The organism is Flavobacterium sp. W22_SRS_FK3 (assembly GCF_052113665.1).
In the GTDB taxonomy this organism is placed as follows: Bacteria; Bacteroidota; Bacteroidia; order Flavobacteriales; family Flavobacteriaceae; genus Flavobacterium.
In genome coordinates, this window is record NZ_JBGQOF010000011.1 from 64405 (window position 1) to 83446 (window position 19042).

General features: G+C 32.8%; 11 protein-coding genes. 9 read left to right on the forward strand and 2 right to left on the reverse strand.

Annotated features, from left to right (window positions below; all coding sequences use genetic code 11):
- Positions 1 to 34 precede the first annotated feature (34 nt).
- Positions 35 to 937 (reverse strand): GLPGLI family protein, encoded by a 903-nt coding sequence (locus ACEN2I_RS12430; protein WP_441766424.1) that lies wholly within the window; start codon positions 935 to 937, stop codon positions 35 to 37.
- 234 nt (positions 938 to 1171) lie between these two features.
- Here ACEN2I_RS12430 and ACEN2I_RS12435 point away from each other — a divergent pair, with 234 nt between their 5' ends.
- A complete protein-coding gene (locus ACEN2I_RS12435; RefSeq protein ID WP_441766425.1) occupies positions 1172 to 1987 on the forward strand; it encodes a hypothetical protein in 816 nt (271 codons plus the stop codon).
- Positions 1987 to 2601 carry a deoxynucleoside kinase gene (locus tag ACEN2I_RS12440; protein ID WP_026983862.1) on the forward strand — a complete coding sequence of 205 codons (615 nt, stop codon included), beginning with the start codon at positions 1987 to 1989 and terminating at the stop codon, positions 2599 to 2601. Before ACEN2I_RS12435 ends, ACEN2I_RS12440 begins: the two co-directional genes overlap by 1 nt.
- A gap of 70 nt (positions 2602 to 2671) precedes the next feature.
- Here ACEN2I_RS12440 and ACEN2I_RS12445 read toward each other — a convergent pair whose 3' ends face one another.
- Positions 2672 to 5521: a triple tyrosine motif-containing protein gene (locus tag ACEN2I_RS12445; protein WP_441766426.1), complete on the reverse strand. Its 2850-nt coding sequence runs from the start codon at positions 5519 to 5521 to the stop codon at positions 2672 to 2674.
- A 371-nt stretch (positions 5522 to 5892) separates the two neighbouring features.
- On the opposite strand from ACEN2I_RS12445, the gene ACEN2I_RS12450 reads away from it, so the two are divergent.
- The 7 genes from ACEN2I_RS12450 (at position 5893) to ACEN2I_RS12480 (ending at position 19039) form a co-directional block, all read left to right on the forward strand.
- Positions 5893 to 8979, forward strand: a complete 3087-nt coding sequence (locus ACEN2I_RS12450) for a SusC/RagA family TonB-linked outer membrane protein (RefSeq protein WP_441766427.1) — start codon at positions 5893 to 5895, stop codon at positions 8977 to 8979.
- Between the two features lie 26 nt (positions 8980 to 9005).
- Positions 9006 to 10553, forward strand: coding sequence for a RagB/SusD family nutrient uptake outer membrane protein (locus ACEN2I_RS12455; protein ID WP_441766428.1), 1548 nt, complete (start codon positions 9006 to 9008; stop codon positions 10551 to 10553).
- 317 nt (positions 10554 to 10870) lie between these two features.
- Positions 10871 to 12331, forward strand: a complete 1461-nt coding sequence (locus tag ACEN2I_RS12460) for a glycoside hydrolase family 30 protein (protein ID WP_441766429.1) — start codon at positions 10871 to 10873, stop codon at positions 12329 to 12331.
- A gap of 63 nt (positions 12332 to 12394) precedes the next feature.
- A complete protein-coding gene (locus tag ACEN2I_RS12465; RefSeq protein ID WP_441766430.1) occupies positions 12395 to 13855 on the forward strand; it encodes a glycoside hydrolase family 30 protein in 1461 nt (486 codons plus the stop codon).
- Between the two features lie 35 nt (positions 13856 to 13890).
- On the forward strand, positions 13891 to 16149 hold the full coding sequence (locus ACEN2I_RS12470; protein ID WP_441766431.1) for a glycoside hydrolase family 3 N-terminal domain-containing protein: 2259 nt from the start codon (positions 13891 to 13893) through the stop codon (positions 16147 to 16149).
- A gap of 169 nt (positions 16150 to 16318) precedes the next feature.
- Entirely contained in the window at positions 16319 to 18061 is a 1743-nt protein-coding gene (locus tag ACEN2I_RS12475) for a cellulase family glycosylhydrolase (RefSeq protein ID WP_441766432.1), read from the forward strand.
- A gap of 138 nt (positions 18062 to 18199) precedes the next feature.
- A complete protein-coding gene (locus ACEN2I_RS12480) occupies positions 18200 to 19039 on the forward strand; it encodes an endonuclease/exonuclease/phosphatase family protein (protein ID WP_441766433.1) in 840 nt (279 codons plus the stop codon).
- Positions 19040 to 19042: the final 3 nt, after the last annotated feature.

The following is a 19042-nucleotide window of genomic DNA, read 5'->3' on the forward strand; positions in this document are numbered from 1 at the left end:
ATTTTGGAATTTTTAATTTGGAATTTACCGCAATTTATCTTCCCATCATTGGAGGACCTCCGGCACGTCCACGATTCATTTCTCTGAACTCTTTCATTTTTTTCACGACTATTTCGTCATAGTCTTTTTGAGAAATTTCTTTTCCTTTGGTGGGTGCTTTTATGTCTGTTTTTTCTTTGGCATTCAAAACAATTTTTGAACATAAAATGGTTGTAGTTCCGTCATTAATTTCTAGAATTAAACCCGGTAATCCCCAATAATTTTCAGGTCCCTGATTAACCGGAATTTCGGGCGTATACCAAGCTGTTACAATAATTTCTTTCGGTATTTCAAAATTATCTTCAAAATTGGTTTTGGTTTCACCAGCTGTTTTTTTAGGGTCATCCTTGTTTTTATCACCCTTTTTAGCTTCGTCATTTTTAGGTCTGAAATTCCTAAAATCGGTTTTACTGGCTTCTTTTACGGCCGTTGCTTTATAACAATTATATCCTCCAATTTGTTTGGTTTCCTGTTCTAATTTCCAGTTTAATTTTGGTAATGAATCTTTAACCAAAAATTCTTTTCCCATAAATTCCTTATCAACTGTGTACGTTTTACTTTTTACATCTTTATAAAAAGTGCCTCCACCGCCCATCATAGAACTCATCATCATTCTCATTCCGCCTCCTTGTTGTCCGGGAGCATCCAGTTTTTCTTCTTCTTTATATATAGAAGCCGATTTATCAAAATTCAGAATAAATGTTTTTTCTAACATTTTTTTCATTCTTTCTTCTATGTTTTTTTGCATTTCGGGAGTAATATCTCGATTTCCAGACATTGCTCCAAATTTTGGCGTTTGGGTTTTTGACTCATAAACAGCCAATCCCTGAAAATCTTTCTGTGCCTGTGCCTGACTAAAAACAAGTACTAAAAGCAAACAATAGGATATTTTTTTCATTAGTTTCTTTTAAAAAATTGAGTAAATCCGATAAAACTTACATTCAAATGTATTATTAATTTTAAAATACTGAAAATTAAATATATCAATACCGGTAAGGTATAGACAAAATTACTTAATGCTTAGACTATTAGAATCTTAAAAAGTTTAAATGTCAAATTTGACTAAAAATCTATTTTAAACAACTTCATACTATACTTTTTTGTAATTTGGCTTTTCAGAAAATTAATTCAAATGAGAAAAACAGAAAGCAAAATTTTATTCCTATTTTTTATTGCCTGTTCTTTCTCAGCTTTTTTTGCACAAAATCAAAAAAAAATCTTAACTCCTCTTTCACATTTTACAATTGATGCTGATGAATTTTTAGGTTCTGATTCTTTTGGATTTTCTTATCAAATAAAAGACAATATATTCAGCAAAATAAAAGGAAAGGAGGCTTTTGAGTATAAAAATGTCTCATTAGGAAAAATCACTAAAACCGATATTTTAAATCCGCTTAAAATTGTTTTATTTTATGAAGATTTCAATAGTGTTGTTTTGCTTGACAATCAGTTAAATAAAATTACAGAGATTAATTTTTCTCAAAATAACACTCCTATTGTTGTTACTGCCATTGGCATGTCGACTCAAAATCAATTATGGATTTACAATTCCCTGAATCAGCAAATTGGCCTTTTCGATTACTTAAAAAACGAATATAAAACAGTTTCTACTCCATTGACAGAAAATATCAAGTTTTACCAAACCGATTTCAATACCTTTTATTGGATCGATGAAAAAAACAATTGGTTTTCGTGTGATATCTTCGGAAAAACAACTGCATTAGGAAAAGTTGATGAGTTTGATAAAATTGAGGTTTTAAATCCCAAACAATATATTTTCAGCAAGGCTAATTTGTTGTATTTTAAAGACATTCGTAATGATGGATCTGAAACAGTTTCTGAAATTGAGATTTCACAAAAAACATTAAATAATTTCTGTTACAAAGACCAAATTTTATCTATTTTTACAGCTAAAGAAATTACCAATTATAAAATCGTAATACCGTAATGCACATAGCGATAGCAGGAAACATAGGGGCTGGAAAAACAACTTTGACTAAATTGTTGGCCAAACATTTTAAATGGGAACCCCATTATGAAGATGTTGTTGATAATCCGTATCTGGATGATTTTTACCATCAGATGGAGCGTTGGTCATTTAATTTGCAGATTTATTTTTTAAACAGCAGATTCCGCCAGGTGCAGCAAATTCGTGAAAGCGGAAAAAAAATCATTCAGGACAGAACCATTTATGAGGATGCTTATATTTTTGCCCCCAATTTATATTCGATGGGATTAATGACTAGCCGTGATTTTGAAAATTACACCTCCTTATTTGAATTGATGGAATCATTGGTAAAAGCTCCTGATTTATTGATTTATTTAAGAAGTTCTATTCCGAATTTAGTGGGACAGATTCACAAACGCGGACGCGAATACGAAAACTCTATTTCGATTGACTATTTAAGCCGCCTTAACGAAAGATATGAAGCCTGGGTTCAGACTTACACTAAAGGAAAACTATTGATTATTGATGTAGATAACATTAATTTTGTTGATAATCCTGAAGATTTAGGAAACATCATTAATAGAATTGATGCCGAATTGAATGGATTGTTTTAGAATATATCTTTGCAAAATTATACAAATAAAAATGCCTCATTACTTTTGTCATGAGGCATTTCTGTATGTATTAAATACTCATCAAAAACCCAATCAGGTTTTCTTTCTTATTTAAACCGAGTTTTTTTCTTAATCGGTATCTTGCCAATTCTACCCCTCCATTCGATATATTCATAATTTCTGCAATTTCTTTGGTTGACATATTCATTAATAAATAGGTTGATAAATCTAATTCTCTTGGCGAAATTGTAGGATATTTTTCTTTTAATCTTTTTAGAAAATCAAAATGTACATTTTTAATATGCTTTTCTAAATCTTTCCAGCTTTTGTCTGTATTAACTTCTTTTACAATACTTTTATGAAGTTTATTAAACTCTGATTTGGTTGAATCATCTAATATATTGGCATCTATGTCTTTGAGTTTACTTATTATAGTGTTTAAAGTTTTGTTCTTTTTTACAACCTGCAAAGAGTTATTTACTAATTCTTTATCCTTCGCCAGAATTTTAATTTGAAGCTTATCACTTTTTAATTTTTCTATTTCCTTTTCAAGTTCATGCTGATCATGCCTGATTTTAGATTCTCTTTCAAGATATAAACGCCTTTGTTCAATGGTCTCATAATATTTGTTTTTCCTGATTTTTAATTTAATTCTATTCGAAATAACATAAATTCCTAAACAAATTAACAGCAAATATAAAATATAGGCTAAAAAATGCCTATACCACGGCGGCGTGATAGTAAATTTAACCTCATCGATTTCTGAAACTATGCCAAAACTGTTTTTAGCTCTTAATTTCATCGTGTAATTACCTTCTCTGAGATTGGTGTATTCCTTAATAGAAACAGATGACCAACTGCGCCACGTATCTTCAAAAGGTTTTAATTTATATGAATACGTAACGTTTTCCTGATTTTCAAATATTGGAGAAGAAAATGTAAACTTAACATGATTACCACTGTAAGGTAAATTAAACAGCTTTTCATTTGCTTTTAAATTCCCTGTTATTATAGTATCACCAGGAAAAGAAAAACTCTCTATAAAAACAGTGGGTTTTGTTATAAATGTATTAGGAATTGTAGCATCATAATGGGTTAGTCCATCTGTTAAGCCTATAAAAATATTCTTCGAATTAATTGTATTTACAGATATGTAATTATTAACCAGATTTCCGGATAAATTAGAAAATGGAGCCTGTTTCTTAACATATTTACCATTGTCAGATTTTTCCAAAACTCCCAAAGATTCGTTAAAGGAATACCACAAATTGCCTTTTGAATCCTGGATTAATGTGTTTATAACTGGGATATTATTAAAAAGATTACTTATTTTTCTATCTTCAAAAAAAACATCCTGATCCTTAGAAAATCTATAAAAATGATTTTTTGTCTGAAAGTAAACTTTATCATTAATTGATTGTAAGCTTCCAATTCCTTTATTTATTGCAGATATTTGAGTGTATTTTTTTTTAGTCTCAAATTTTTTCAAGTCATCAGAAAGCTCCATTCGGTATAAGTATGAATCTTTTTTTAACCACAAATAATCGTTATCTAATTCAACCTCAAATGTATTAGTAGTTTCATCAAAACCCTGAATCTGATTTATAAATGCAGCTCTGTTGGATGCAATTTTAAAAATTGAGAATCCAGTATAATTTTCTCCAATCACATATTCAGGGTGTTTAGGTATTTGTTTAAAGCCAAAATATCCTTTAGTGTCCAATATTTTTGAGACCTTGTTATTTTCTATTACTAATGCTCCGCTATTACTGGAACATAATAAGGTATTATTTATAACCTGAATATTCCAGGCTTGTGCAATTGTCCCTTCAACTCTGTTAAAAGGTTCGTCTGCAAAAGGAGTATTCCAGGAGTGGAAAAACAATCCCTGATTTGTTGCTACATATAAATTATTTTGATGTAATACTGAAGCATAAACGGTTCCTATATTATAACTATAATCAAAATAAGTAAAGGGAGAATTTTCATTTATAAAGGTTATTCCGTTATCAAGACCTAACCAAATATTATTTTTATTATCAACAAAAGAAGTTAGTATCGTATTATTTTGAAGTCCCTTTTGACGGTTTAAATGCTGAATTATTTTTCCGTTTAAATCACAGATTATAACACCATTTAAAACTGAATTTAAAATAATAAATTTATTTTTTATGATTGCGCCTCCAAGGGAAGTATTTCTCTTTATAAAAACATTCGCGTCAGTATTCCATTCTTTCACATTATTGTAATCGTAAACAAAAAGGCCCTTTTCTAAAGTTGCCAAAAGAATCTTATTATTAGGTAATGGAAACATAGCCCAAATTTCTTTATCATTGAGAACCGTTGTTCCCTTTAATGGATAAAGTTTTTGATTTTTAAATTCCAAAATCCCCAATACTTTATCCTGAAAGAAAAGTCTATTATTTACTATAAAGGAAAACTGAAACTTTCTTGGTGCATTCAGAATGCTGATTTTGTCGTTTTTGTAAAAAAGTGCTTTTGTAAAAGACTGAAAAATAACTTCTCCTTTATAAATATGAATCCTCCAGATTAAATTTATATTTTGAATATCCTTCTTTTTAATTAGTTTTAAAAGCGAAAAATATTGTAATTCTCCTTTTTCATTTGCTTTAAAATAGCCAAATTCACTATTACCTCCAACAAAAATTTTTCCTGAATCATCAATCTTCAAACTACGTATGGGAGTATTATTTGGTAAAGAATATTTACGCCAGGTAGAACCGTCAAATTGAATTAACCCACTATTATTTGCAAAATATATATTGCCATTTTTATCCTGATCTATACTCCAATTTTGAGTTCCTCCTTTATATTCTGTCCTTTTATAATTCTTAACATTAGGCATTCCTATATTCTTTATCTGGCCTGAAAGCCCAAAACTGAATAAATATGCAATCATGAGGAAATATCGTTTTATGAATTTCATAATTTTTCGACCCTATTTTTATTAGTAATACTCATCGCTTGTTTTTAATGGTGATTTCTACACTTATTAAAATACTGTATGTCATCAGGATATACCTGATAACCTATACAAATTGATTTTTAATAAATGTAGTGTTTTTTTTTAACAATTAACATTATCATAACAGTATAAATATTTATATAAATTATTTAAAATCAAACAATTAAAATTATTTTGATGTGTTTTTGTAGTGTAGTAAATTATAATTTGATGTGTTTTTGTAATGAAATTAAATTACCAATAGTTAAAATTTAAACTTATTATTGCATCAAATTACTAATTAATTAACCAAAATTTTTAGAAAAATGAAATTAACAAAATTACTTATTTTTTGTTTTTCATCCTTGTTGCTTTCAGTTAGTGCAATGGCACAAGATGTGTCTGTAAACGGAACAGTAAATGATGAAAGTGGGATGCCCGTTCCTGGGGCAACAATTTTAATTAAAGGAACAAATAAGGCAACTGCTTCTGACTTTGATGGAAAATTTCAAATCAATGTTCCTTCTAATGGAACTTTATCAATAAGCTTTGTAGGGTATACTACAGTAGAAGAGATAATAAATGGAAGAACTAAAATTGAAATTAGATTAAAACCAGAATCTCAAAGTTTAAATGAAGTCGTGGTTGTAGGATATGGAACACAAAAGAAAAGTGTTGTAACTGGTGCAATTTCTTCAATAAAAGCTGAACAAATTGCAAATTTATCAGTTGGCCTATCATCACAAGTACTACAAGGACAAGCTGCAGGTGTGACTGTTTTGGCACAATCAGGGGCTCCCGGAGCCGGGGCAAAAGTTCGCATCCGTGGAGCGGGATCAAATGGAAACTCAGATCCTATCTATGTGATCGACGGAATGCGAACAAGCAATATTGACTTCCTTGATTCTAATGACATTGAAAAGATAGAAATATTAAAAGATGCCGCATCTGCAGCAATCTATGGAGCTGATGGAGGTAACGGAGTAGTAATGATTACCACTAAAAAAGGTAAATCAGGATCTATGAATGTTTCCTACAGCACACAATTCGGGTTCCAGTCATTAAGAACAAAACTGGAAATGATGAATGCTGATCAGTATGTTCGATGGATTGACGAAACAAAACCTCCTGGAAACAGGCCAAATGTAGCTGACTGGGCAGGTAAAAAAGGAACAGACTGGATTGATGAAGCTGCCGAAGATGCGGCACCAATGCAACACCATACGCTCCAGCTTGCAGGTGGAAATGAAGTATCAACTTTTTTACTTTCAGGTAACATTTTTTCACAAGATGGTATTTTTGGAGGAGACAAAACTAACTTTAACCGTAAAACAGTAAGAGTTAACTCTAATCATAAAGTGAGTAAATTCTTAGAAGTTGGAGAAAACTTATCCATTTCAGTAAATAAACGTAAGGCTTTTACTGAAGATGACAGTTTTAATGGAATCATGAATCATGCAATGTTAATGGATCCATTAACACCTGTTTTTTATCCAAACGGAACACCACTGCCACAACACGTTCAGGATGCATTAGCTGCAGGTAAAGTAATCGCAACTAATGAAAATGGTGAGTATTATGGTATCTCTGACTATATTGATGGCGAAATAGCAAATCCTATTGGACAAATTGCAATTGATCATGGTCTGAGTCAGGAAACTAAAATTATTGGTAATGTATATGCCAATATTAAACCTTTTGAAGGATTTGTATTTACGACACGTTATGGTATAGAGCAGGCTTTCAATAATTATGATGACTGGACTCAAAAAGCCTGGTGGAATTCAACTAAAGAAAACACTACAAATTCTAAAACTTACAACCAGGGGATTTTTAAAACATGGTTATTTGAGAACTTCGCAACTTACAGCAAAACAATCGGTAAGCATGAATTCTCTGCTATGATAGGTATGTCTGCGCAAGATACTGAATATCGCTATTTGAATACACGTACATCAGGTATGATTAAAGAAGGTGATCAATGGGCACCGGTTGGTGAAACTCCTGTGGCGGGAACTATATCCGGCAATATAACTCCATCGTCAATGAATTCTTATTTTGGACGTCTTACATATTCATACGAAAACAAATATTTATTTCAGGCTTCTTTAAGAAATGATAACTCTTCTCTTTTTGCACCAGATAAACGCGCCGGATATTTTCCAGCTGTATCTGCGGGCTGGATAGTATCAAATGAGTCGTTTTGGGGAACTGAAACTGTAAATCATTTAAAATTAAGAGCATCCTGGGGTCAAAATGGATCTACATCTAATATTGCTGCTGGTCAATGGCAAGCCTTTATTACAAAAGATGGTTTAAAATACCCGGATGCACTTGGTAATTATCATACAGTTGGGGAACTTAAAGCATTACCTAACAAAGATATTACATGGGAGACAACAGAACAAACTGATTTAGGATTTGATGTAAGAGCTTTCAACAATAGATTAACATTTGGTTTTGACTATTATAAGAAAGTTACAAAAGATTTATTAACTCCTTCATCTCCACCTTTGTCAACTGGTTATGCGGCTCCTTATGCTAATGCAGGTGATGTAACAAACAAAGGATTCGAAATTGAAGCAGGATGGAGAGAATCAGGACATGAATTCAACTACGGAATCAACTTAAACCTAACTACAATTAAAAATGAAGTTACGTATTTAAACCCTTTACTTACAAGAGTTGACGGAACGAATCTTCCTGTATTAGGTACTGTAACTTCTTTCGAATTAGGAAAACCTGTTTGGTTTTTCAGAGGTTATAAAACAGACGGTATATTCCAGAATCAAGCGCAAATAGATGCTTATAAATCGACTTTGGGAAGTGTTACTACATGGAACCCTACTCCAGGTGACCCGGTAGTTGTAGATGCGAATGGTGATGGGGATATTACAGATCAGGATAAAACATACATCGGATCACCACAACATGATTTAATAATTTCAACAACTATTGACTTTGAATACAAAGGATTTGATCTTAAAATTTTTGCTCAAGGTGCATTTGGAGGAGAAAACTTTCTGGCTTTAGCCAGAGTTGACAACCCGGCTTCTAATCGCCCATCATTCTTTTATACAGACAGATGGACTGGAGAAGGAAGTACCAATAGTTTTCCAAAAGCTTCTTATAGTGATCCTATCATTTACACAAGTGATTTAATGGTTCAGGATGCATCTTATGTAAAAATTAAACAAATACAATTAGGATATAATTTTAAATCTGAATGGATTAGACAAATGAAAATGACTAGTTTAAGATTGTATATCTCGCTTGATGATTACTTCACATTTACAAAATACAAAGGAATTGATCCTGAAGTAGGAAGTTTTTCAAATAACTCTCAGGGTATTGATAGAGGTTTGTATCCAAATGCTAGCCGTCTAATGACAGGACTATCAGTAACTTTTTAATTCAACGAAGAATAAAATAAATAACGATGAAAAAATTAATTTATAAAATTTCATTTATTGCAGGCTTAGCGACTGTGCTGATTTCCTGTGCAGACGATTTCTTAGATCAACCAGTTTATGGCGTTTTGGCTGCTGATGATTATTTCAAAACCGAAGAAGAACTTCAGGAAGGTGTATTTGCCTGTTATGATGTTTTGCAATGGGCTTACACTACTGACTGGAATTCAATGTATGCTGTAAAATCATTTCCTGCAGATGAAACACACGCTGGTGGTGGTTCAGATGGTGACCAGCCGTCATACCAACAGTTAGATGACTTTTCATATACAGCTGAGAACAAGCCAATTGAACATTCTTTCAAAACCATGTATTTTGGTATTATGAGAGCTAATGCCATTATTAATATAGCTGAAGGAGATACGCCTACTAAAATCCAGATGATAGCGGAAGCAAAAGCATTGAGAGCCTTTTTTTACTTTGAATTGGTTTCGATGTGGGGCGGAGTTCCATTACGACTAGAGCTTCCTAGCGCATCTGAATTTGCTCTCGAAAAATCGACTCCGGAACAAATCTATGCGCAAATACACAAAGATTTAGATGAAGCTATTCCAAACCTGCCTAAAAAAAGTGAATATGCTGCCGAAATGCGTTTCAGAATGTCAAAAGGGACTGCTCAGGCTATAAAAGGTAAAGCTTATTTATACCAAAAGATGTATGCTGAAGCTGCCGATGCCTTTGAGGACGTTATTACTTCAAATGAGTATGACCTCGCTCCTGATTATTCAAAATTATTTTTAAAAGAATCTGAATATGGCTTAGAATCTTTATTTGAAGTTGGATATAATATCGAAGGTTATGATTGGGGAAATTTTCAATGGGGAGGAAACCGTTCTATGGAAAACAATATAAACTGGCAATTAATGGGCCCAAGAGGCGATTATTTTGTAACAGGAACTTCAGGACTTCTGCCAGGCTGGGGTTTTAACTATCCAACAGCTAAAATGGCACAGGCATTTGATGCAGAAGGTGATATGGTTAGAAAAAATGCTTCAATATTGTCAGTTGCAGATCTTAGAACAAAATATGGCGGAGACTGGACAGAAGACTGGACATCATCAGATCCGGTATGGGGAATGGAAGGCTATTTTAGACTAAAATACGGTACATTAAAATCTGAAACAGCACCAAGTCCGGGTGTTGCTGAATTAAACTATGGAACAAATGTTAGGTTAATTAGATATGCTGATGTTTTATTAATGGCAGCAGAAGCAAATCTTTTGGCAGGAAATGTTTCAACTGCGCAAGACTATTTTACAAAAGTACGAGACAGAGTAAACTTGCCGGTTAAAACTGTTACTCTTGACGCAATTAAAACAGAAAGAAGGTTAGAATTAGCATTTGAAGGATTTAGATTTTTGGATTTAATTCGTTGGGGTGATGCGGCGGCAGTTCTTAAAAATCAAGGATTTAGAAAAAACGGCAACTTCGCTGATAAACATAATTTATATCCAATACCATCTGCAGAGATTCTTAATAATAGTAAAATGACACCAAACCCGGGTTGGGGTAATTAGGTGTGAACCACAAAAAATCAGTACAGTAAAAACACTTATTACTTCAATGCGATTGTAATAATACTTAAAAGAATAATATTAAAACAACTTCTCAATTTATCTGAGAATAAAAAAAGTGAATGAATTAAACGTTATTCACAAAAAAATGAGAATGTATTCACACTAACAATGTGAAATAAGTTTAAGGTTAAGTTTAAGTTAAGTTTGGTTGTTAGAATAGCCCATATTCTTTTTTGACTATGGGCTATTTTTAAATCATTTTATAGAAATTCAAAAAAGATATTTATGCCTAAGTCTTAATTATTAAAACATATACAATGAAAAAAAATAGCTTTATTATTACTTGTTTATGTTTATCCTTTTCTGTTTCCTCACAACAGAAAAAACCAAAGCAGACAAAAGAATTTATTACAAATAATAAAACGATCACAGTGTATACTACTGCTGATAACACAAAATTAAGGTTAACCCCTACAGATAATTTAAAATTTATACCCTCTAAACAGCCTATCGAAACTGAAATTTCAGTTTTCGTAGAACCGTCTAAAAGATTTCAGACTTTTATGGGAATTGGAGGCGCTATAACTGATGGAAGTGCCGAAATTTTTGCGAAACTTTCTAAAGAGAAACAAACTGAATTCCTTAATGCTTACTACGATACTCAAAAAGGTATAGGCTATTCATTGCTAAGAACAACAATACAAAGCTCTGATTTTAGCAGTGGAAGCTATTCTTACATCGAAGAAGGAGATAAAGATTTAAAGACTTTTTCTATTGATCATGATAGAAAATATCGTATCCCATTAATCAAAGAAGCCATAAAAACTGCCGGAGGAAAAATACCTACCTATGCAACACCTTGGTCACCTAACGCCTTCATGAAAAACAATAAAAATGTTCTTAAAGGCGGAAAATTATTACCTGAATTTTATCAGCCTTGGGCAAATATGTATGCCAAATTTATCAAAGCATATGAAAAAGAAGGTATTCCAATTTGGGCAACTTCTGTACAAAATGAGCCTATGGCAACCCAAACCTGGGAATCTTGTTTGTATACCGCTGAAGATGAGAGAGATTTCGTGAAAAATTTTCTTGGACCAACACTAAAAAAAGAAGGTTTAGGAAATGTAAAAATTATTGCATGGGATCATAATCGTGATTTAATGGTACAAAGAGCAAATGTAATTTTCTCAGATCCGGAAGCTTCAAAATATGTTTGGGGAATTGGCTTTCATTGGTATGAAACCTGGACTGGGGCAAAACCAATGTTCGAAAATGTTGCGAGAGTTCATGAAGCCTATCCAGATAAAAAATTAATATTTACAGAAGGCTGTGTGGAAAAATTCGATGCTTCAAAATATCAGTTTTGGCCAAATGCCGAAAGATATGGAACATCTATGATTAATGATTTTAATAACGGAACTATCGCCTGGACCGATTGGAATATTCTTTTAGATCAATTTGGAGGACCAAATCATGTTGGTAATTTTTGCTTCGCACCAATTCATGCCGATACAACAACTGGCGAATTAATTTATACACCATCCTATTATTACATTGGTCATTTTTCTAAATTCATTCGACCGGATGCAGTTCGGGTTAGTACAGCCGTAAGCAGAAGTTATTTGTCAAGTACTTCTTTTTTAAATAAAGATGGAAAAATGGCAACTGTGGTAATGAATCATACTGATAATGAAATCACTTATAATTTAATAATCTCTACAGAAAAAACGGTAGTAAAAATACCGGCACACGCCATACAAACCTTAGTTTACTAATTTATTTTGTCAGTAAGAGGGTTATTTATTTAGCAATTATTTGGTAATATATATAAAAATATAATGAAATCAATAAATACAATTTTATTATTGTTAATATCAATTCTGCAATCAGGTTGCTCCACATCCAAAATTGATGAAAGCAATAAAGATTCAGCAATTAATAAAATTGAAGTTTATACTACCGCTCAAGATTCTGATTTGAGATTGTCATCTACCAATAATTTTATTTCAATTTCATCACAACAACAATTAAATCCTCAGGTTTATATAACGATTGATGCAGAAAAAAAATTCCAGACTTTTATAGGAATTGGAGGTGCTATAACGGATGCAAGTGCCGAAGTTTTTGCTAAATTATCTCTTATAAAGCAACAAGAATTTCTTACCGCTTATTATGATAAAGACAAAGGAATTGGATACTCATTAGCCAGAACCAATATTCATAGTTGTGATTTTAGCAGTGAAATTTATACGTATATAGAAGATGGCGATAAGGAACTTAAAACTTTCAGCATTGATCACGATAAAAAATATCGAATCCCTTTAATCAAAAAAGCAATTGAAACTGCCGGCGGGAAATTAACCTTATATGTTAGTCCATGGAGTCCCCCAGCTTTTATGAAAGACAATAAGGATATTTTGCACGGCGGCGTTTTATTGCCTGAATTTGCTCAACCCTGGGCAAATTATTATTCCAGATTTATAAAAGAATATGAAAAAGAGGGAATTCCTATTTGGGGGTTAACCATTCAAAATGAACCGATGGCAAGCCAAAGCTGGGAATCGTGTATTTATACTCCCGAAGCCGAAAGAGATTTTCTGAAAAATTTTCTCGGACCAACTCTTGAAAAAGAAGGACTTGGTTCCAGAAATATTATTATTTGGGATCACAATCGAGGAGATATGCTTGAAAAAAGAGCCAATTTGGTTTTCTCTGATCCTGAAGTTTCAAAATATGCATGGGGAATAGGATTTCATTGGTATGAAACATGGAATGGCGGTCCACCACAATTTGAGTCAGTCGCTAATGTTCACAAAGCATTCCCCAATAAAAATTTATTCTTCACAGAAGGCTGCAACGAAAGATTTAATGCCCAAAAACTTCAATTTTGGGGCAATGCAGAACGATATGGAATTAACATGATGAACGATTTCAATAACGGAACAGTAGGGTGGACAGATTGGAATATTCTTTTAGATCAAAACGGAGGGCCAAACCATGTAGGAAATTTTTGCTTTGCTCCGGTTCACGCCAATACAAACTCAGGAGAAATAATATATACACCGATGTATTTTTACATTGGGCATTTTTCCAAATTTATCAGACCTGAAGCCAAAAGAATTAGCAATGTCACAAGCAATAAAATAGTAACGAGTACTTCTTTTTTAAATTCTGATGGAAAAATTGCTACGATTGTAATGAATCAATCTGATAAAGAAGTTCTTTACTCTATAAAGTTCAATTCACAAAAAACAATAATCAGAATACCGGAACATGCCATTCAGACTTTAGTTTTCTAGGGCTTTATTTGAAAATATTAATCTAAAAATACAAAATGAAAAATGCAATTTTGCTACTATTTACTTTTTCCATTTACAGCACAACATGGAGTCAGGTAAATAAAAAAACAGAAATAGACACCAAAGTTTCCGAATTACTTTCAAAAATGACTCTTGAGGAAAAAGTGGGCCAGATGACACAAATCACGGTTACGATTTTTGAAGACCCAAAGAAACCGGGTTACTTTGATTCTTCAAAATTAATACAAGGAATACAGAATTACCACATTGGTTCCATTTTAAATGTTCCAAATCCAGGTGCGCCCACTTTGCAAAGATGGCAGGAAACCCTCACTGCTATTACCAACGAAGCGAATAAAACAAGACTTAAAATTCCGGTATTATATGGCATCGACGCTATTCATGGAGCGAGTTATACAGCAGGTGCAACTTTATTTCCACAACAAATAGGCCTGGCGGCAACATTCAATACTGATTTGGTAAAACACGGTGCCCAAATTTCGGCTTACGAGACCAGAGCTTCATCCATTCCGTGGGTTTTTTCGCCGGATTTAGATTTTCCAAGAAACCCAGCCTGGTCAAGAATTTGGGAATCTTTTGGAGAAGATGCCTATCTATCTTCAAAAATGGCAGTTGCCTTAGTAGATGGCTTTGAAGGAAATAATGTTGGTTCAAAATACAGTGTTGCTTCCTGCATGAAACATTATATCGGTTACGGAAGCACAACTACAGGAAAAGACAGAACGCCAAGCATTATTCCAGAACGTATTTTAAGACAGTACGATTTAACAATTTATGAGGCTGCCATAAAAGCCGGAGCTAAAAGCGTGATGGTAAGTTCGGGCGAGATCAATGGAACCCCGGTTCATGCCAGCAAACATTTAATTACTGATATCTTAAAAACTGAATTAGGTTTTACCGGAGTTGTAGTAACTGACTGGAAAGATATTATCTACTTAAACACAAGGCATAAAGTAGCCGAAACCAAACGCGATGCGGTAAGAATAGCGGTTATGGCCGGAATTGATATGAGTATGGTTCCAGAAGAATTTTCTTTTTATACTGACTTAGTTGATTTGGTTCAAAAAGGAGAAGTTCCAATGTCAAGAATTGATGATGCGGTTACCCGAATTTTAAGAATGAAATTCGAGTTAAATTTATTTCAGAATAGCGTTGCTGATTTAAAAGATTATCCAAAATTCGGATCAGCAGAACATATTCAGGAAGCTTATAAGACCGCAGCAGAATCAATTACTTTGCTGAAAAATAATAATGCCGTTTTGCCCTTGGGTAAAAACGAAAAGATTCTAGTTACCGGAGCGACTGCAAATAGTATGAAATATCTAAACGGAGGCTGGTCATATACATGGCAAGGTGAAAACTCAGATGCTTATGCTTCCGATAAGCTGACCATTTTGGAGGCTTTTCAAAACAAAATAGGAAAAGAAAATGTGTTTTATACGAAAGGCGCAGATTTAGAAAATGAAGATGATGCTGAAATTCAAAAAGCTGTTGATTTAGCTAAAAATGCTTCTAAAATAATTTTGTGTTTAGGCGAGAAAAATTACACTGAAACTCCTGGTGATATCAGCAATCTCTACATGAGTAATTCCCAAGTTAAATTAGCTTTAGCTTTAGCCAAATTAAACAAACCAATTATTTTAGTTTTAAACGAAGGCAGACCCAGATTAATTAGTGATTTTGAAGATAAAATGAATGCTGTAATTCAATGTTATCTTCCAGGAAATGAAGGAGCACGGGCTTTGGTTGATATAATCTATGGTGAAGTAAATCCAAGTGGAAGATTACCTTACAATTATCCAAAATATCCAAATTCATTAGAGAAATATAACAGAAAATATACTGAAAGTATTTCTGAAGGTGAACAAAATGATGATGCTAAATATGAAAAAAGTTATTTGCCTCAGTTTGAATTCGGAACAGGATTGTCATACACAACTTTTAAATATTCGAATTTAAAAATTGATAAAACGGAAATTAATAATACAGACGAAATAAATGTTTCTGTAGATGTTACAAACTCCGGAAAAAGAACTGGAAAAGAATCAGTGTTATTGTACTTATCTGACAATTTTGCAACTATTACACCGGAATTTAAAGCTTTAAAAAGATTCGAAAAAATTAATTTAGAGCCAAATGAAACTCAAACAGTGAAATTTATCCTAAATCAAAAAGATTTACAGTTTGTAAACGACGATTTAAAATGGATTTCTGAAAAAGGAACTTTTACTATTCAGATTTCAGATCTGAAAAAAGATTTTTCTTTACAATAAAATCAGAACAAAAAATTTAGGATTGAAAATCACTTCTTTCCCTCATTTAATCGATTTTTTTTCTTCGTATTTTATCGATTTTCACAATTTTATTTGTGTCCGTTTGTAAAATTCGTGGCTTTTTTACAATGTCTTTTTTCACAATATAATTTCATTTAAATAAAAGATTATGACTAAATTAATTTTAACCTTACTATCATTATTGTTCTCAATAATCTTTTTGGGACAGGATTTCCTGCATAGAGAAGGACAAAAACTTGTCGACAGCAAAGGAAAAAATGTAGTTTTGAGAGGTCTGGGTTTAGGTGGGTGGATGGTCCAGGAAGGGTATATGCTTCAGACACAGCCTTTCGCCAGTCCACAATATATGATAAAACAAAAAATTCAGGATTTAATTGGTAGAGAAAACACAACAGCATTTTATAAAGCTTATAAAGCTAATGGAATTACAAAACAAGATATCGATTCATTAGCAGCCTGGGGATTTAATTCTATTCGTTTACCCATGCATTATAATTTATACACACCTCCTGTTGAAACAGAAAAAAATGGTGAAATCAGCTGGATTGAAGATGGCTTTACCATGACTGACAATTTGCTGAAATGGTGTGCTGAAAACAAAATATATTTGATTTTAGATTTACATGCAGCTCCCGGCGGACAAGGAAATGATGCTGCTATTTCAGACTATGACACAACCAAACCTTCACTTTGGCAAAGTGAAGCCAATCAGAAAAAAATGATTGCCTTATGGAAAAAATTAGCTTCTCGTTATAAAGATAATCCCTGGATTGGAGCTTATGATATCATTAACGAACCAAACTGGAATTTTACCGGAACTAATAAAAATGGGTGTGATGAAAATTCAAATGGCCCTTTAAGAGAATTAATGATAGCCGTTACAAAAGCCATTCGTGAAGTAGATACGAATCACTTGATTTTTATTGAAGGTAATTGCTGGGGAAATAATTACAACGGAATTTTTCCTTTATGGGATGAAAACATGGCGTTGAGTTTTCATAAATACTGGAATTATAATACGACCGCTTCTATCCAGAAAATGCTGGATTACAGGACAGAATATGATGTCCCGATTTGGATGGGAGAAAGTGGCGAAAACTCCAATGTTTGGTTTAAAGAGGCTATTTCGCTTGTCGAAAAAAATAATATCGGATGGGCTTTCTGGCCAATGAAGAAAATAGAAAATATCTCAGGCATTACTTCAGTGACCAAGATTCCGGAATATGATATTTTACTAAAGTATTGGAAAGATGGCGGTGAGAAACCTTCTGCAGATTTTGCCAAGAAAACTTTAATGAAAATAGCAGATAATTACAAAATGGAAAACGTAACAGTAAAACCGGATGTAATTGATGCCATGTTTAGGCAAATTCAAACCAATGATACAAAAGCATATAAAAAACACTCCATTCCTGGGAAAATTTTTGCTTCGCAATATGATTTAGGAACAAATGGATATGCTTATCTGGATAAAGACTTTGTGAATTACAGGGTTGAAACAGGGAATTTTGAAGAATGGAATAAAGGAAACACCATGCGAAATGATGGAGTTGATATTTTACCATGCAAAGATTCTGGGTCAAATGGGTATCAGGTTTCTTTCATAGAAGACGGAGAATGGCTACAGTTTACAACAGAAGTAGCAAAAACCAAAACTTACAAAGTGGCGATTCGGTATTCTAGCATAAAAGGTATAGGACAAATTTATTTTGAAACTGACAATGGCAAAAAATCAAAAAGTGTGATACTTCCTGCAACAGGCTCAGATACTGATTGGAAAACCGTCACATTATCAGGACTTCAGTTAAATGCCGGAAGTAATAAAGTAAGAGTCATTTTCGAAAAAGGCGGTTTTAATTTAAATTATTTAGATTTTAAAGTTGAAAAATAAAAACCTTAAAACAGCCTGAATATCTTAAAAATTGAATGTTCACGGTAAGTTAAAGTAGGTCATCAAATATTTTGTTACATTAGTTTTTCATCAAAGCGCTATCAATAAAAAAGCTTTGTCCTTAAAATTATGTATGTTATGAAAACAAAGAACATTTTACTTTTGTTACTGATGCTATTATTGGTTAGCATTTCAAATTATGGTCAAAATTTAAAAATTATGACCTATAACATTCGTCTCAACGTAGCTTCAGACGGAGAAAATGCATGGCCCAACCGAAAAGATTTTTTTACGTCGCAAATACAATTTTACAGCCCGGATATTTTTGGCGTACAAGAAGCAACGCCAAGCCAAGTGACTGATATTGCTGCTGAACTACCCAATTACAATAGATTTGGAATGGCCAGAGAGGGTGAGGGAAAAGGAGAAGCAAGTACTATTTATTATAAAAAAGACCGTTTTCAAGTACAGGATTACAACACGTTTTGGCTTTCTGAAACACCAGATAAAATATCGATGGGTTGGGATGCAGCCTGTCATCGCGTATGTACGTATGGATTGTTTAAAGATCTAAAAACAAAAAAAATATTCTGGGTTTTTAATACCCATTTGGATCATATTGGCAAAGAGGCCAGAATCAAAGGAGTACAATTGATACTTTCTAAAATAGCGACTGTAAACACTAAAAAATATCCTGTGTTTTTAATGGGGGATCTTAATTCAGAACCCGATACACCACAAATTGCAGAAATCAAAAAAGTAATGGATGACACAAGAGATGTTTCGACAGAAAAACCTTTTGGACCAGCCGGAACTTTCAATAATTTCGAGCATGATAAACCAGTAAATTTATTGATAGACTATATTTTCATCTCAAAAAATAGCGGACTAAAAGTTCAAAAACATGCCGTTTTAAGTGACGCAATAGATTTAAAATATCCTTCAGATCACTTGCCGGTCTTTATTGAAATTAATTAAACT

Bases quoted from the DNA above. Each gene is read 5' to 3' on its own strand.
- ACEN2I_RS12430 (WP_441766424.1), bottom strand. From the start codon at position 937: ATGAAAAAAATATCCTATTGTTTGCTTTTAGTACTTGTTTTTAGTCAG.
- ACEN2I_RS12435 (WP_441766425.1), top strand. From the start codon at position 1,172: ATGAGAAAAACAGAAAGCAAAATTTTATTCCTATTTTTTATTGCCTGT.
- ACEN2I_RS12440 (WP_026983862.1), top strand. From the start codon at position 1,987: ATGCACATAGCGATAGCAGGAAACATAGGGGCTGGAAAAACAACTTTG.
- ACEN2I_RS12445 (WP_441766426.1), bottom strand. From the start codon at position 5,521: ATGATTGCATATTTATTCAGTTTTGGGCTTTCAGGCCAGATAAAGAAT.
- ACEN2I_RS12450 (WP_441766427.1), top strand. From the start codon at position 5,893: ATGAAATTAACAAAATTACTTATTTTTTGTTTTTCATCCTTGTTGCTT.
- ACEN2I_RS12455 (WP_441766428.1), top strand. From the start codon at position 9,006: ATGAAAAAATTAATTTATAAAATTTCATTTATTGCAGGCTTAGCGACT.
- ACEN2I_RS12460 (WP_441766429.1), top strand. From the start codon at position 10,871: ATGAAAAAAAATAGCTTTATTATTACTTGTTTATGTTTATCCTTTTCT.
- ACEN2I_RS12465 (WP_441766430.1), top strand. From the start codon at position 12,395: ATGAAATCAATAAATACAATTTTATTATTGTTAATATCAATTCTGCAA.
- ACEN2I_RS12470 (WP_441766431.1), top strand. From the start codon at position 13,891: ATGAAAAATGCAATTTTGCTACTATTTACTTTTTCCATTTACAGCACA.
- ACEN2I_RS12475 (WP_441766432.1), top strand. From the start codon at position 16,319: ATGACTAAATTAATTTTAACCTTACTATCATTATTGTTCTCAATAATC.
- ACEN2I_RS12480 (WP_441766433.1), top strand. From the start codon at position 18,200: ATGAAAACAAAGAACATTTTACTTTTGTTACTGATGCTATTATTGGTT.